The organism is Cedecea sp. NFIX57 (genome assembly GCF_900177785.1).
Classification (GTDB): Bacteria; Pseudomonadota; Gammaproteobacteria; order Enterobacterales; family Enterobacteriaceae; genus Cedecea; species Cedecea neteri_C.
The window spans coordinates 189,872-203,935 of record NZ_FXAS01000004.1 but is presented as its reverse complement, the minus strand read 5'-3'; the positions used below and the strand labels follow the sequence as shown (position 1 = coordinate 203,935).

15 protein-coding genes, 1 other RNA gene and 1 pseudogene are annotated in these 14,064 nt (G+C 56.1%); 5 read left to right on the top strand and 12 right to left on the bottom strand.

All coding sequences use genetic code 11. The features are described from left to right. The first annotated feature begins 154 nt into the window (after positions 1-154). Positions 155-1,498, top strand: coding sequence for an NADP-specific glutamate dehydrogenase (gene gdhA, locus B9Y90_RS04855; RefSeq protein WP_085540395.1), 1,344 nt, complete (start codon positions 155-157; stop codon positions 1,496-1,498). A 37-nt stretch (positions 1,499-1,535) separates the two neighbouring features. On the opposite strand, the gene B9Y90_RS04850 is transcribed toward gdhA, so the two are convergent. Both B9Y90_RS04850 and yczE read right to left on the bottom strand, forming a co-directional pair. Further along, a complete protein-coding gene (locus B9Y90_RS04850) occupies positions 1,536-2,354 on the bottom strand; it encodes a GNAT family N-acetyltransferase (RefSeq protein ID WP_085540394.1) in 819 nt (272 codons plus the stop codon). 62 nt (positions 2,355-2,416) lie between these two features. After that, positions 2,417-3,031, bottom strand: coding sequence for a membrane protein YczE (gene yczE, locus B9Y90_RS04845; protein WP_039296519.1), 615 nt, complete (start codon positions 3,029-3,031; stop codon positions 2,417-2,419). A gap of 91 nt (positions 3,032-3,122) precedes the next feature. Here yczE and yczR point away from each other — a divergent pair, with 91 nt between their 5' ends. Further along, a complete protein-coding gene (gene yczR / locus B9Y90_RS04840; RefSeq protein ID WP_085540393.1) occupies positions 3,123-4,550 on the top strand; it encodes a MocR-like transcription factor YczR in 1,428 nt (475 codons plus the stop codon). A gap of 76 nt (positions 4,551-4,626) precedes the next feature. Here yczR and B9Y90_RS04835 read toward each other — a convergent pair whose 3' ends face one another. The 3 genes and pseudogenes from B9Y90_RS04835 to B9Y90_RS04825 form a co-directional block, all read right to left on the bottom strand. Further along, positions 4,627-4,851, bottom strand: coding sequence for a hypothetical protein (locus tag B9Y90_RS04835; protein WP_039290821.1), 225 nt, complete (start codon positions 4,849-4,851; stop codon positions 4,627-4,629). Then, positions 4,848-5,102 (bottom strand): hypothetical protein, encoded by a 255-nt coding sequence (locus B9Y90_RS04830; protein WP_085540392.1) that lies wholly within the window; start codon positions 5,100-5,102, stop codon positions 4,848-4,850. The genes B9Y90_RS04835 and B9Y90_RS04830 overlap by 4 nt, the downstream gene beginning before the upstream one ends. Positions 5,103-5,233: 131 nt before the next feature. After that, a pseudogene (locus tag B9Y90_RS04825) lies at positions 5,234-5,464 on the bottom strand (Lrp/AsnC ligand binding domain-containing protein); the annotation flags it as partial. 80 nt (positions 5,465-5,544) lie between these two features. On the opposite strand from B9Y90_RS04825, the gene B9Y90_RS26835 reads away from it, so the two are divergent. After that, the gene (locus B9Y90_RS26835; RefSeq protein ID WP_176227842.1) at positions 5,545-5,682 is read left to right on the top strand and encodes a hypothetical protein; all 138 of its coding nucleotides are present in this window, start codon (positions 5,545-5,547) and stop codon (positions 5,680-5,682) included. Positions 5,683-5,700: 18 nt separating this feature from the next. Here the strand turns inward: B9Y90_RS26835 and ffs are convergent. Continuing rightward, positions 5,701-5,797, bottom strand: an RNA gene (gene ffs, locus B9Y90_RS04820) — signal recognition particle sRNA small type. Positions 5,798-5,968: 171 nt separating this feature from the next. Here ffs and B9Y90_RS04815 point away from each other — a divergent pair. Beyond that, complete coding sequence (locus B9Y90_RS04815; protein ID WP_008454656.1) at positions 5,969-6,280, top strand: MGMT family protein; 312 nt, start codon at positions 5,969-5,971, stop codon at positions 6,278-6,280. A 27-nt stretch (positions 6,281-6,307) separates the two neighbouring features. On the opposite strand, the gene B9Y90_RS04810 is transcribed toward B9Y90_RS04815, so the two are convergent. Beyond that, entirely contained in the window at positions 6,308-6,880 is a 573-nt protein-coding gene (locus B9Y90_RS04810) for a YbaY family lipoprotein (RefSeq protein WP_039290810.1), read from the bottom strand. A gap of 200 nt (positions 6,881-7,080) precedes the next feature. On the opposite strand from B9Y90_RS04810, the gene tesB reads away from it, so the two are divergent. Next, positions 7,081-7,941, top strand: coding sequence for an acyl-CoA thioesterase II (tesB, locus tag B9Y90_RS04805; RefSeq protein WP_085540390.1), 861 nt, complete (start codon positions 7,081-7,083; stop codon positions 7,939-7,941). 91 nt (positions 7,942-8,032) lie between these two features. On the opposite strand, the gene amtB is transcribed toward tesB, so the two are convergent. The 5 genes from amtB to B9Y90_RS04780 all read right to left on the bottom strand — a co-directional run bounded on the left by amtB (position 8,033) and on the right by B9Y90_RS04780 (position 14,038). After that, the gene (amtB, locus tag B9Y90_RS04800) at positions 8,033-9,325 is read right to left on the bottom strand and encodes an ammonium transporter AmtB (RefSeq protein ID WP_008454653.1); all 1,293 of its coding nucleotides are present in this window, start codon (positions 9,323-9,325) and stop codon (positions 8,033-8,035) included. A 31-nt stretch (positions 9,326-9,356) separates the two neighbouring features. Continuing rightward, positions 9,357-9,695 carry a P-II family nitrogen regulator gene (glnK, locus tag B9Y90_RS04795; protein ID WP_002891893.1) on the bottom strand — a complete coding sequence of 113 codons (339 nt, stop codon included), beginning with the start codon at positions 9,693-9,695 and terminating at the stop codon, positions 9,357-9,359. Positions 9,696-9,955: 260 nt separating this feature from the next. After that, complete coding sequence (locus B9Y90_RS04790) at positions 9,956-11,731, bottom strand: SmdB family multidrug efflux ABC transporter permease/ATP-binding protein (RefSeq protein WP_085540389.1); 1,776 nt, start codon at positions 11,729-11,731, stop codon at positions 9,956-9,958. Continuing rightward, positions 11,721-13,502: a SmdA family multidrug ABC transporter permease/ATP-binding protein gene (locus B9Y90_RS04785; protein WP_085540388.1), complete on the bottom strand. Its 1,782-nt coding sequence runs from the start codon at positions 13,500-13,502 to the stop codon at positions 11,721-11,723. Before B9Y90_RS04785 ends, B9Y90_RS04790 begins: the two co-directional genes overlap by 11 nt. A gap of 74 nt (positions 13,503-13,576) precedes the next feature. Beyond that, positions 13,577-14,038 (bottom strand): Lrp/AsnC family transcriptional regulator, encoded by a 462-nt coding sequence (locus tag B9Y90_RS04780; protein WP_039290800.1) that lies wholly within the window; start codon positions 14,036-14,038, stop codon positions 13,577-13,579. Positions 14,039-14,064: the final 26 nt, after the last annotated feature.

Genomic DNA, 14,064 nt, shown 5'->3' with positions numbered 1-14,064 from the left:
TTTTTTAGGGTTAATAGCCCGACTAAACGCTTCTCTTCTTTATTGCCTTCCCGGTGAAAAAATCGCTTGATGCCCGTTCATAAGAAAATGTTATAGTCGAAAAATAACCCAAAAAAAGACCGACAACACAATCTTCAACAAGGAGTTACCTCTGATGGCTCAAACATTCTCTCTCGAAGACTTTTTAACCTCAGTACAGTCCCGAGATCCGCACCAGGTAGAATTCGCTCAGGCGGTTCGCGAAGTGATGAGCACCCTGTGGCCGTTTCTGGAAAACAATCCGCAATACCGCCAGCAGGCGCTGCTCGAACGTCTGGTCGAGCCGGAGCGTGTGATTCAGTTCCGCGTCGCTTGGGTGGATGATAACAATCAGGTGCAGGTGAACCGGGCCTGGCGCGTGCAGTTCAACTCAGCCATTGGCCCATTCAAAGGTGGAATGCGCTTCCACCCTTCCGTTAATCTGTCGATCCTCAAATTCCTCGGCTTTGAGCAGACCTTTAAAAACGCCCTCACCACGCTGCCAATGGGCGGCGGCAAAGGCGGCAGCGACTTTAATCCAAAGGGCAAAAGCGAAGGCGAAATCATGCGTTTTTGCCAGGCGCTGATGCTGGAGCTTTATCGCCATCTAGGCCCGGACACCGACGTCCCGGCGGGTGATATCGGTGTTGGCGGTCGCGAAGTCGGCTACATGGCGGGGATGATGAAAAAACTCTCCAACAACACTGCCTGCGTGTTTACCGGCAAAGGGCTGTCGTTCGGCGGCAGTCTGATCCGCCCGGAAGCGACCGGCTACGGCCTGATCTACTTCACCGATGCCATGCTGCAGCGCCACGGACTGGGCTTTGAAGGCATGCGCGTGGCGGTTTCCGGCTCCGGCAACGTCGCTCAGTATGCGATTGAAAAAGCCATGTCGCTCGGCGCTCGCGTGGTCACGGCGTCTGACTCCAACGGCACAGTGGTAGATGAAGCAGGCTTTAACGCAGAGAAACTGGCCCGCCTGTGCGAAATCAAAGCCAGCCGCGATGGCCGCGTCGCCGATTATGCCCGTGAATTTGGCCTGACTTATCTGGAAGGCCAGCAGCCGTGGAGCGTACCTGTCGATATCGCTCTGCCTTGTGCAACACAGAACGAACTGGACATCGATGCTGCTCAAACGCTTATTAACAACGGCGTGAAGGCAGTCGCCGAAGGGGCAAATATGCCAACCACAATTGCTGCGACGGATCTGTTTGTGGAGGCTGGCGTGCTGTTTGCACCAGGCAAAGCAGCAAACGCAGGCGGCGTGGCAACATCCGGGCTGGAAATGGCGCAGAATGCGGCCCGTCTGGGCTGGAAGGCCGAAAAAGTGGATATTCGCCTGCACCACATCATGCTTGATATTCACCAGGCCTGTGTGGATTACGGCGGTGAAGGAAAACAAACCCAGTACGTTCGCGGCGCAAACATCGCCGGGTTTGTAAAAGTTGCGGACGCGATGCTGGCTCAGGGCGTGCTGTAACTTGCAGGGTGAGGGTATTCGCCCTCACCTTCTCTGTCTACAAGGTATGCTTCATCTCGTACTGTCGGATCTTATCCAGGGTAAAGCCGCTGCTTAAAAATAACGGCGCAACGGTTTCGGGCAGGCTGGGAATAGTCACTAACCCAGGGAAACGATGCTGCAGCAACGTCAGCAGTTTTTTCGCCTTCCCCGAACGTCGCGCATGCGGCTCAACAAACAGCCCTCTGAGCTTCGGTATCTCACCGGGAACGACCATCGCGTAAGCCACTTCATCCAGTACAAAAGCCTTACCGGGCAGCTTATACAGCGTTTCAGCCGCGCAAAGCCACGGCAGCGGTCCATCGTTAGCGGCTATCATTCTACGGGTCATTTGCAGTGGATCGATTTCCAGCAGCTCGCCGTCAACTTCACCTTCAGGCACGCCGGAGGACTGAAAGCCCACCAGCGTTTGCTTGGGTACAAAACCCATTCGCTCATAGAGCGCCAGCCCGCCTTCGTTGCCTAAAATCACTTCCAGATAAAATTGCTTATCCCCACGTGCGCGCGCGGCATCAATGAGCTGCTGAATGAAGATCTTGCCTAATCCCTGCCCTCGCAGTTCCGGGCGAATCGCAAACGCGGCCAGGCGGCAGGTTTGCCCGCGTCGGGTAATCAGCGCCATCGCTTTGGGTTCCCCACGGTAAAGCCATATAGGGCTGTCGCCTGGGAAAAAATCTTCAGAGACAAAACGCCAGCCGAAGGTTTCGCCTTCCAGACGAAAAGGCACCACGTACTGTTCAAAACAGTGGGTTAATATCTCTGCCAGCTGAAAGCTGTTCCAGTTTAGAGCTGGTTTACTCACAATCTCGTGCCGCATGCTCTCTCCCGTTTTAAGCGAATATTATTCTCCGGAAGAGACTGTTTAGCACAGTTACGGGGTCAGGATGTAGCTTCCGGTGCAGCGGTCGCTGTGTTATTCAACGGCTTAACGCGGAACCATGGCAGGCAAAGCTGAATTAGAGGCCCGATAGCTAACGCATAAAGCACGGTCCCCACGCCAAAACTGCCGCCCATCAACCAGCCGGAGATCAGTACGGTCACTTCGATGGCGGTACGCACGCTGCGCACCGACCAGCCTGTTCTGGCATGGATCCCGGTCATCAGGCCATCTCGAGGCCCGGCACCAAAGCCTGCGCCGATATACATCCCCGTCGCCAGGGCGTTAACCACCAAAGCGCCGACCAGCAAAACGGAACGCGCAAGAAGCGATTCCAGCGGCGGCATTAGCGCCAGCGTGGCATCCGCCGCCAGACCTAACACAATCACGTTGCTGATGGTGCCAAGCCCTGGCCGCTGGCGCAGCGGGATCCACAACAGCAACACCAGCGCCCCTACAATAATCATCACCAGCCCAAGGTTGAGCGAGAAAAGCCTCGCCACGCCGAGGTGGAAAACGTTCCACGGGTCCGCGCCCAAATCGGCACGAACGAACATGGCGGTTGAAATGCCGTAAAAGACCAGGCCGGTATAAAGCTGCAGCAGGCGACGAGCCATCATGACAAAGATCCTCATTGTGTTTTTATGGCTATACCCTCTCGCAAAATGGACTTAGTATTAAGGTCCAGTTATCAGAAAGTGGACTGCTATGACGCTGCGCAGAATTGGAATTTCATCTTTAACCCGCCTGCTTGGCCACTGGCATCAGGCGTCATCCCGTTCGCCGGTCTATCGTCAACTGGCGGACGGGCTTCGGCTGCTGATCCTTGATGGCCGCCTACCGCTCGACAGCAGGCTGCCGGGAGAAAGAGAGCTTTCTGGTGCCCTGTGCGTGAGCCGTACCACGGTGGCCTCCGCGCTGACGCAGCTCCGGGAAGAAGGCTATCTGCTGAGCAGGCAGGGTTCAGGCTCTGTCACCATGCTGCCCGAGAGCAGCCCGGCCATCTCCCCGTTACCCGGCAATGCCCCGGTGTTGGATCTCTCTACCGCCGCCCTCAGCGCCGGGCCGGAAATTCATCGGGCCTATTCCACCGCGCTCACTTTTCTGCCGGAGCATTTGTCCTCAACCGGTTATGACAGCCAGGGCTTGCCGGAGCTGAGAGAAGCGATTGCGCGGCATTATGCATCACGAGGGTTACCCACCACGCCTGACCAAATTATGGTGGTCAACGGTGCCGTCAGCGGCCTGGGCCTGATACTTAGACTGTTCACCGGCCCGGGCGATCGCGTGGTCGTTGACCATCCTACTTACCCGATGGCGTTGGCGGCTATTCGCGGAGCCTCCTGCCGCCCCGTGCCGGTCAGTCTGCCCGAGAGCGGCTGGGATGTTGACGGTTTAGCGGCGACTATCGCCCAGACATCTCCCCGCCTGGCCTACTTAATTCCCGACTTTCATAATCCCACAGGCCGCTGTATGGATGCCGCCACGCGCCAAAGAGTGAACGAGATTGCCGCCCGTAGCCACACCACACTGGTTGTGGATGAGACGATGGCGGATCTCTGGTTTGACGCACCGCCGCCGCCTCCCCTGGCCGCTTTTGGCCCGGAAGAACACACCATCTCGCTCGGCTCCGCAGGGAAAAGTTTCTGGGGTGGGCTGCGGCTGGGCTGGATAAGGGCCTCAGGCAAAACCATCAGTTCGCTGATACAAATCCGCAATACCTTTGATTTAGGGACACCTTTGCTGGAGCAACTGGCCGCCACGCAATTGTTTAACGACGCGGCGCAGTTCTTGCCTCAGCGCAGAGAGATGCTTCGTCAACGCTGCGAAACCAGCTTTGCCACGATGCAAACACTGTTCCCGGACTGGCAAACGTCTCCCCCGGAAGGCGGGCTGTCGTGGTGGGTGGAGTTACCCAAGCCGCTGGCCACGATTTTTGCCGCCGCCGCCGAGAGTCAGGGAATTCGGATAGGGGCCGGGCCTCGGTTTGGGGTCGAAGGGGCTTTTGAGCGTTTTTTACGCCTCCCCTTCAGCCTTGACCCCGCAGAAATGCAGCTTGCCCTGCAGCGGCTGCAGCCGCTCTGGCAGCACCTGGCGGCAACAAGAAATGAAAGTCTGCGGGGAATGGTATTTTAGGAAGCGAAATATTTCCCTCTAAAATAAAAGAGGGAAATATTATTCTGTCAGGATAGCAATAAGTCGGCGCTAATAATTAATGCTGTGAAATTCGAGGAATGGCAAACCCTTTTAGGGTGATGGTGAAATATTCACCCTCTTTTTTAATACTGGCCCCGGTATCGCACCAGTCTGAAGCGATGCGGAAGAACTCATCGCTGCCAATATTCCAGCCCAGTTTCACTTTTTTCAGGTAGCCTGAACGCAATAATTCACAGGCTTGCTGATAGTCGTAGGCGGTACTGTCCGTACCGGCGTTCATTTTTTCTTCTTCAGCAGTTTACGCAATGCCTTGATCTCGCGATCGTTTAGTGGCATCACGCGAGCTTCAGAAGTATGCTGGCTGTCCACATCATCTTCATCGACCCCCACGTCGCTGTCGAGATCGTCAAAGGCTTTGGACAGAAGTCGCTCCGTTACGCTTGCCAGGGTTTCACTATTCTCTTCCGCATAGTGACGAATCTTCTCTTTTAACTCGATGCTTATTTTTACGTTCAACGTAGCCGTCGTCATTGCAAATCCTTAGTGCTTAAACAGAGGTTTGTGTTTAATACTATAGAGAATAAATAAGATCCAGCCAGTGCGATAAATTTAATATTTCTGTCATAATTCAAATAACCGGAAAATATATCAGGTTTATTTCTTTACAAAGGCGGTAACCTTCGCTTCACCGGCATGCTTTTGACGATTGACGTATTGCACTGGGCGAATTCAGTCAGTCCATTAAGAATATCATCCAGTTGCCCCACCGAACCAAGCGCCAGTCGAATAATAAAGCAGTCTTCTCCGGTAATGTTGTCGTATTCGATGCATTCTGGAATGGTCTGAATCATCTTCTCTACTTTCTGCAGCATCCCCGGCAGAGGCTTCATGCGATTTTGATTGCCGCCCTGAGCGGCGTGGCATTAGTCATCAACTGGTTGCTGTTGTTCGCCGCCTATTCACGAACGTAATCGTGGATCGCTTTGTCTTTCATCACAGCCTGAGCCCGATTCAGTTTATCGGCGGCGTAATGATTTTGCTGGCTGCGGTAGGGATCAATTTAGGCTGGGGAGAAAAGCGTAGAGCTAAAACGGTGCTGGCAAAAGGGTAAGCCAGAAATGGGTGGGGGCCCTGCCAGCTACATCCCGGCACACACGTCGCCTGCTGCGGCTGCTTCCTTCCGGACCTGACCGAGTTCACAAGTTAGTGTTGCGGGAGAACCAACAGGGCCCCCATTGAGAGCGTTGTTATCCAACGCGCTGGCGCATTATCCACATCCCCCCCGCGAATTGCAAGCCAGCGGCGGTCAGGTGTTGGTTTATTGCGCATCAACGGTTTAACTTGGTGCTTTCTCCATCGCCGATTATCCTTAGGGGCGATTTTGCCAGGAGTTCTCTATGGATAAGCACGATTCCTTTCCTCAGCGAGTTTACCAAATTGTTGCCGCCATTCCCGAAGGCTGCGTTACCACCTACGGCGAAATTGCCGCGCTGGCCGGGTCGCCCCGGGCTGCCCGCCAGGTGGGTGGCGTGCTCAAGCGACTGCCCGAAGGCAGCCGTTTACCGTGGCATCGGGTGGTGAACCGGCAGGGTGTGATTTCACTGACGGGCCCCGATCTCCAGCGTCAGCGCCAGGCGCTGCTTTCTGAAGGGGTGATGGTGTCAGGCGACGGGCATATCGATATGCTGCGTTACCGCTGGAAATATTAAAACGCCCCCATTCGGGGGCGTTTCGCTTTAGTACGTTGTTGGCGCAGGCACCGCCGAAGATGGCGTCACCTGAGTTGGCGAGGTGGATGGCACCGTTGTTGCCGCCCCGCCGCCTTGCTGAAGCGGAATCGCCGTATTTTGTACCGGCACCAGCGTCAGGTCGGCCTTCGTCCCGCCCTGGTTGATCACCGGCTGGAAGGTATCGGTGATAAACATCAGCTTACCGTCCACGGTGATGGCGGCACTTAGCAGGATACGTGCGTTCGGCTGAATGTCAGCCGGATTGAACGGGATCACGAAGCTGAAAGGCGCCTGTTTACCTTCGGTACGCGTGACTTTCTGGGCAATGACTTTAGAAGGGGCATCGGCCAGTGAAGCGTCGGAAACGGTAACGGTCAGCACCGCATCTGGCGGCAGAGCAACCCGCTGACGGATCCATGCCGTACCGGAGACGTTAGGCATTGCGATGTTAGATTGCTGGGCAGATGCGGCCCCGGCGGAGGCACTCGGCGCAGGAGTCGGCACATCAGCACTCTTATGTGAACAACCTGCAACAGCAACCGCGATGGCCAAAGCACTTAACATAGGCACAAGTTTCATTGATTTTTTCTCCTTATTATCAATGTAGCGCCGGGGACGAACCCCGCTGAAAAACGCGCTTAACGGCTTAAGTGTGGCACAGATCACTGAATTCTGCTGAAAACCAGGAATGTTCCCAGCATCAGCTCATCAAATACGCCGTTTACGGGCATGTTATAATCGAGGAAATTTGCCACATTCCCTTTTATTGAGGACATTTTATGAGTCAGGCGCTCAGCAATTTATTGGCGTTACTTAACCTGGAAAAAATTGAAGAGGGATTGTTCCGTGGCCAAAGCGAGGATTTAGGCCTGCGCCAGGTGTTTGGCGGGCAAGTGGTCGGCCAGGCGCTTTACGCGGCAAAAGAAACCGTGCCTGAAGACCGCCTTGTTCACTCTTTCCATAGCTATTTTTTACGTCCGGGCGACAGCCAAAAACCCATTGTTTATGACGTAGAAACCCTGCGTGACGGCAACAGTTTTAGCGCCCGCCGCGTTGCCGCAGTGCAAAACGGCAAGCCCATTTTCTATATGACCGCGTCATTCCAGGCCCCGGAATCTGGCTATGAGCACCAGAAAGAGATGCCGCCAGCGCCAAAACCGGATGGCCTGCCGTCCGAAACGGACATCGCCCGCTCGCTGGAAAAATTCCTCCCTCCGCATGCGAAAGAGAAGTTTTTGAGCGAGAAACCGCTGGAAATTCGCCCGGCCGTATTCCATAACCCGCTGAAAGGCCACGTCGATCAACCCGCCCGTCAGGTTTGGATCCGTGCGAACGGCAGCATGCCGCAGGATCTGCGTGTGCATCAGTATCTGCTCGGCTATGCCTCCGACTTCAACTTCCTGCCGGTCGCCTTACAGCCGCATGGCGTTGGTTTCCTGGAACCGGGGATGCAGGTCGCGACTATCGATCACTCCATGTGGTTCCACCGTCCGTTCGACATGAACGAGTGGCTGCTGTACAGCGTGGAAAGCACCTCAGCCTCAAGCGCACGCGGCTTTGTCCGTGGGGAGTTTTATACGCAGGATGGCGTGCTGGTCGCATCGACGGTTCAGGAAGGCGTCATGCGCCATCGCGGGTAGCTAACGCTGAAATAAAAAAACCACCTGCATAACAGGTGGCATTCAGAGAGAAGTAAAACCTCGCCCAACCGGGCGAGGTTTTGATAACGAATCAGTTGTTGTACGCGTTTTCGCCGTGGCTGTTCACGTCCAGGCCTTCGCGCTCTTGCTCTTCTGGTACGCGCAGACCTACGGTCAGGTCAGCAATCTTGAACGCGATGAACGCCACCACGCCAGACCAGACAATGGTGATAGCCACGCTTTCAAGCTGAACCAGAAGCTGGTGCCCCATAGTCACGCCTTCTGCATAACCCACACCGCCCAGAGAAGTTGCCGCGAAGATACCGGTCATGATGCAGCCGATGATGCCGCAGACGCCGTGCACACCGAACACATCACATGGGTCATCCACGTTCAGCCATTTTTTCAGCGTCGTCACGCCCCACAGGCCAGCCAGACCAACAACCAGGCCAATCAGCAACGCGCCGCCCACGCCAACATAGCCACACGCAGGGGTAATACCGACCAGACCTGCGATAGCACCTGAACAGGCGCCCAGCAGAGAAGGTTTACCGCGCAGTGCCCACTCGCCGAAGACCCAGGAGAGAATCGCCGCAGCAGTGGCAACAACGGTATTCACGAACGCCAGAGCTGCAATTTCGTTTGCCGCGCTTGCGGAACCGGCGTTAAAGCCAAACCAGCCGAAGTACAGAATTGCAGTGCCGATAAACACCATTGGCAGGTTGTGCGGCTTGAATGCTTCTTTGCCGAAGCCAACGCGTTTACCCACCAGGTAAGCACCTACTAAGCCAGCAACAGCGGCGTTAATATGCACCACGGTACCGCCCGCGAAGTCCAGCGCGCCGTGCGTAGCCAGAATACCGCCGCCCCAGACCATGTGCGCAATTGGCACATAAGAAAGCGTCAGCCAGACGGCAGCAAAAATCACTACCGCAGAGAAGCGCACGCGTTCGGAGAGCGACCCTACCACCAGCCCAACGGTAATACAGGCGAAGGAGCCCTGGAACGCCACATGAATGTACTGATAGAAAGTGCCCATCAGCGCTTTCAGCTGGATGTTTTTCAGCATCACCCAGTCAAAGCTGCCGAAGAAGTTGTTGCCGGTACCAAACGCCAGGCTGTAGCCGTACACGACCCACAGCACGCAAACCAGGGCGAAGGTGACGGAGATTTGCGTCAGCATCGACAGCACGTTTTTAGAGCGAATCAGACCGCCGTAAAAAAGCGCAAGGCCTGGGATGGTCATAAACAGCACCAGCGCGGTGCATATCATCATAAAGGCGTTGTCGGCTTTGTCCGCGACCGCAGGCGCGTCCGCAGCGAAGGCGAGCGTCGGCAATAAAGCCAGGGCGCCTAAACCAAGGAGTGCAGCTAATTTTTTCATTTTTCCCATCCCAATCAAGGCTTGCCAGCAGTTACAGAGCGGCTTCGTCGGCTTCGCCGGTACGAATACGAATAACGCGTTGCAGTTCTGCAACGAAGATTTTCCCATCACCGATTTTGCCGGTGTAGGCGGCTTTGCTGATCACGTCGATAACTTCATCGAGCTGGTCGTCAGCAATAGCAACATCGATTTTTACTTTCGGCAGAAAGTTGACGCTGTACTCGGCACCACGGTAAAGCTCCGCATGGCCTTTCTGGCGGCCGAAACCTTTAACTTCGGTCACGGTAAGCCCCTGAATACCGATTGAAGAGAGCGCTTCACGCACGTCTTCAAGCTTGAACGGTTTGATTACCACGGTTACCAGCTTCATAAATTCTCTCCACTCAGAATTAGGTCGTTACCTGCACGTAGAGAGCAAAGCAAAGCCCATGCCAGGAATAGAAAATCAGGGTGATTCAGCACGTTTTCAGGCTTCAGGCGGGTTACAGGAAAGCCGGGTCAGGGAGTGAGATCGGGCGGGATTAGTCTGAAAAGAAAAAACGCACCACTGCAGTGCAGGATGCGTTTTCGTTTTGCACCAACGCGGAGAAGCGAAGGTTTTTATGCGGCCCATTGCATGGTTGTGGTGCATCAGGCTGTGAGTGATTCTTCCTGTGCAGAGGCGGCTAGTTCCTCGCCCGCTAACTGAAGCTGATACATCTGCCAGTAGCGCCCCTGCTGCGCCAGCAGTGCTCTGTGCGTACCGCGTTCCACGGCCTGACCGCGATGCAGCACCAGAATCGTGTCGGCGTCGGTAATAGTGGACAAACGATGGGCAATCACCACCAGGGTTGTGTGCTGACGTACCGCCGCCAGCGCCCGCTGGATCGCCTGCTCGGTCCCGGAGTCGATGTTTGCCGTAGCCTCATCAAGAATCAGGATCTGCGGCGCTTCAACCAGCACGCGCGCCAGAGCAAGCAGCTGCTTCTGGCCAACGGAGAGATTGTTCCCCTGCTCACCCAGGCGGGTATGAATGCCTTCCGGCAGTGCACGCGCCAGTTCGGCAAGCTGAACCGTCTCCAGCGCCTGCCAGACCCTCTCTTCGCTGATATCTCGCCCCAGGGTTACGTTGGCAAAGAACGAATCGGCCATCACCACCGGATCCTGCTGCACCATCGCCACGCCGCGGCGCAGCGTTTCATGGCTGAGGGAGTCCAGCGGCCGGCCATCGAGGCGTATTTCGCCTTTCGTTAACGGGTAATAGCCCATCAGCAGGTTGGCCAGGGTGCTTTTTCCGCTGCCGGTGTGCCCGACCAGAGCAATAAAGCTGCGCGAAGGCACCTCCAGATTAATGTCCTGCAGCACCAGGCGATCGCCCCGGTAGGCAAATGAGACGTTGTCGACGCTGATAGCGCCGCTGGCGAGAGGCCGATTGTCATTGCCGTAATCCTGGCGTTTGCCGTCCATCAGCTCAAACACGCGCTCCCCGGCCACCACCGCCTGCTGCAGAATGGACTGCTGGGTAGTCAGCTCGATCAACGGTTCGTTCAGGCGGCCAAGGTAGTTAATAAAGGCATACAGTACGCCAACTTCGATGGTGCCGCGCGAGGTGAAGCCGAACAGCATCAGCAGGCCGCACAGAATCATCGCCGAAAACAGGCTCAGCAGCGGCCGCAGAAGCCAGCCGTCGAGCCGAAGGGTTTGCATCCGCGCCAGGTAGTGAGAACGGCTTGCCTGCCCCATGCGTTCGCCGAAGCGGGCCTGCTGGCGGAACTGCTGAATCACGCTCATGCCGTTGATAACTTCGTTAAACCCGTCGTTAATGTCCGCCAGATAGCCGCGGACCCGGCGCACAATCGGCGTGCTGTAGCGCTGGTAGATAAACATCACGGCGATCACCGCCGGGAAGATAGTTATCGCCACCAGCGCCATGCGCCAGTCAAGCGTGAACATCGCCACCAGCATAGCGCCAATCAGCGCCGCGCTGCGCAGCACCGTTGCTACAACGGTGACATACAGGTCACGAATCACTTCGGTGTCGTTAGTTACGCGAGAGATCAGTTGCCCTACCGGCTGCGTGTCGAACGCACTCAGCGGCTGACGCAGCGCAGCGTCCATGACATCGGTACGCAGTTTTTGCACCACGCCCACCGCCGCACGGTTAAACAGCAGCGCCTGAAGATAGTGCAGCCCCGCGGCGCTTATCGATAGCAGAATATAGGCAACGCCCAGCCCGGCCGCGAGGCCAAGCGGCATCTGGTTTTTCGCCACCAGGTTATCAATGAAATAGCTCACCAGCACCGGGCCACAAACCTCAGCGGCAGCCGCGACCCAAAGCATCAGCATCGCCCCGCCCAGCGGTTTGCGCCACGGGGATCCGTAAGCCAGCAGGCGCTTAATGGTAGGCCACTGTTGTTTACGACTCATTGGCGTTCTCCCTGACTTCTTCCTGCTCCGGCGCTTCGTCCAGCGCGGCCTCCAGCTGTTGGTAACGGTACATATCCCGATACCAGCCCGGCTGAGACGCCAGCGCGTCATGATTGCCACGCTGGGCGATATGCCCGTGCTGCATCACCAGGATCTCGCTGGCTTCCGTTAATGCCGACAGGCGGTGCGCACTGATAATAACCGTGCGGTGTTCGCCCCACTCGCGCAGGTTGTGCAGAATTTGGTGCTCGGTGCGGCCATCCACCGCGGAAAGCGCATCGTCCAGAATCAGGATTTCGGCATCAAGCAGCAGCGCCCTGGCAATAGAAATACGCTGTTTTTGCCCGCCGGAAAGCATGACCCCACGTTCACCGACTTCGGTATCGTACCCTTGCGGCAAGCGCAGGATATCCTCATGAACGCTGGCAAGACGAGCGACACGCTCTATGTCCTCCTGCGTAGCACCCGGTTTACCCAGCGCAATATTGCTGTCCACGGTGTCAGAGAACAGGAATGGCGTCTGGTTCACGATAGCCAGACGACTTCTCCAGCCGTCAATTTTCAGCGCCGTGAGCGGAATATCGTGGTAGCGAATATCGCCCTCTTCCACGTCGAAATGACGCTGGATCAGCGCGAGAATCGTGCTTTTACCGGACCCCGTTGGCCCGCACAGGCCAAGCATTTCACCCGGTTTAAGGGTGAAGTTGACGTTTTGCAGCGTCGGCTGAGCTGTCTGCGGGTAGTGGAACTGGCGAATCGCAGCCACCAGTTCAGCCCGCCCTTCCGGTAGCGTTTTATCGCCGTCAACCACGCCAGGCTCTTCTTCCAGCATCGCGCGGATACGGCTATAGGCCGCACTTCCACGCTCGACAATATTGAACATCCAGGCCAGCGCCAGCATCGGCCAGATCATCAGGCCGAGATACATCACAAAGCTTGTGAGCTGCCCCAGGGTAAGCGTGCCGTCGATAACCATCCAGCTTCCGCCGCCGATGGCTAAAAGGTTTGCAGCCCCAATCGCCACATAAATGGTGGGATCGAAACGGGCATCAATGCGCGCAACGCGCATGTTCTTCGCCCCGGCATCCTGGGCTTCCGCGGCAAACAGCGCCGACTGCCTGTCTTCAAGGCCGAACGCCTTGATCATGCGGATGCTGGTCATGCTTTCTTGAGTACGATCGTTTAAGGCCGAGAACGCAGCCTGCGCCACTTTGAAGCGATCGTGCAAACGGGCACCGTCGCGTTTGATCACCACGGCCATGATCGGCATTGGCAAAAGCGCCAGCAGAGTGAGCTGCCAGCTGATTTGAGTGGACATGACGATCAGCACCGCCAGCCCCATGACCAGCGAGTCTACCAGCGTTAGCACCCCTTCCCCCGCGGCGAATACCACGCGATCGACATCGTTAGTCGCGCGCGCCATCAGGTCGCCGGTACGGTGGCGGAGATAAAACTCAGGGTGGTGGCGGCTTAGCTGGCGGTAATAGTTTTCCCGCAGCTCAACCGCAAGCTGATAAGACGCCCCGAACAGCAGGACACGCCAGACATAGCGCACCAGATAAACCACTACGGCAATAAGCAGCATCAGGCCAATCCACATCAGCACCTGCTGAGAGGAGAGATGCTGCTGCACGACGCCATCCACAATCACGCCCACCACTTTTGGCGGCACGAGCTGTAAAATAGCGATGATAATAAGCAATGCCACCGCGCCGAGGTAGCGTCGCCACTCGCGGGTGAAGTACCAGCTTAATTGAGCAAATAATCGCACGAAGTTTAGATCCTGAAATGCTGCCTGCCGGCCAGGGCAAAAGAGTGAAGGCTACTGTTCCGCACAGTACGGAATCAGGAAGTTAGAGGTAATGCTGTGGTGTATTTTATCTGTTCCATGGCAAAACTCGAAGTGACATCGCTTAATCCCGGGATGCCGTTCACCAGCCGCTTATAAAAGTCGTCGTACCGCTTCATGTCGGCCACCTGAACCCGAATCAGGTAGTCGTATTCGCCAGCCATGCGCCAGAACCCCAGTACTTCGGGCATGGCTTCCACCACCGAGACAAATTTGCAGTACCACTCGCTGCTGTGCTGCTGGGTTTTAATCAGCACAAACGCCGTCAGGCCCAGGCCAAGTTTTTCCGGGTCCAGCAGCGCCACTTTGCCGCGAATATAGCCTTCGTCTTCCAGGCGTTTTAAGCGTTTCCAGCACGGGGTGGTGGTCAGATTAACGGCATCCGCCAGCGCCTGCAAAGACAGGGTACAGTCCTGCTGCAGCATCGCAAGCAGCTTTTGGTCAATTTTATCTATCATGAGACCACCAGAGAGAAATATTTTCT

Excerpts from the sequence above, each read along its gene's own strand:
- gdhA (WP_085540395.1), top strand. The coding sequence starts at position 155 with ATGGCTCAAACATTCTCTCTCGAAGACTTTTTAACCTCAGTACAGTCC.
- B9Y90_RS04850 (WP_085540394.1), bottom strand. The coding sequence starts at position 2,354 with ATGCGGCACGAGATTGTGAGTAAACCAGCTCTAAACTGGAACAGCTTT.
- yczE (WP_039296519.1), bottom strand. The coding sequence starts at position 3,031 with ATGGCTCGTCGCCTGCTGCAGCTTTATACCGGCCTGGTCTTTTACGGC.
- yczR (WP_085540393.1), top strand. The coding sequence starts at position 3,123 with ATGACGCTGCGCAGAATTGGAATTTCATCTTTAACCCGCCTGCTTGGC.
- B9Y90_RS04835 (WP_039290821.1), bottom strand. The coding sequence starts at position 4,851 with ATGAACGCCGGTACGGACAGTACCGCCTACGACTATCAGCAAGCCTGT.
- B9Y90_RS04830 (WP_085540392.1), bottom strand. The coding sequence starts at position 5,102 with ATGACGACGGCTACGTTGAACGTAAAAATAAGCATCGAGTTAAAAGAG.
- B9Y90_RS04815 (WP_008454656.1), top strand. The coding sequence starts at position 5,969 with ATGGATAAGCACGATTCCTTTCCTCAGCGAGTTTACCAAATTGTTGCC.
- B9Y90_RS04810 (WP_039290810.1), bottom strand. The coding sequence starts at position 6,880 with ATGAAACTTGTGCCTATGTTAAGTGCTTTGGCCATCGCGGTTGCTGTT.
- tesB (WP_085540390.1), top strand. The coding sequence starts at position 7,081 with ATGAGTCAGGCGCTCAGCAATTTATTGGCGTTACTTAACCTGGAAAAA.
- amtB (WP_008454653.1), bottom strand. The coding sequence starts at position 9,325 with ATGAAAAAATTAGCTGCACTCCTTGGTTTAGGCGCCCTGGCTTTATTG.
- glnK (WP_002891893.1), bottom strand. The coding sequence starts at position 9,695 with ATGAAGCTGGTAACCGTGGTAATCAAACCGTTCAAGCTTGAAGACGTG.
- B9Y90_RS04790 (WP_085540389.1), bottom strand. The coding sequence starts at position 11,731 with ATGAGTCGTAAACAACAGTGGCCTACCATTAAGCGCCTGCTGGCTTAC.
- B9Y90_RS04780 (WP_039290800.1), bottom strand. The coding sequence starts at position 14,038 with ATGATAGATAAAATTGACCAAAAGCTGCTTGCGATGCTGCAGCAGGAC.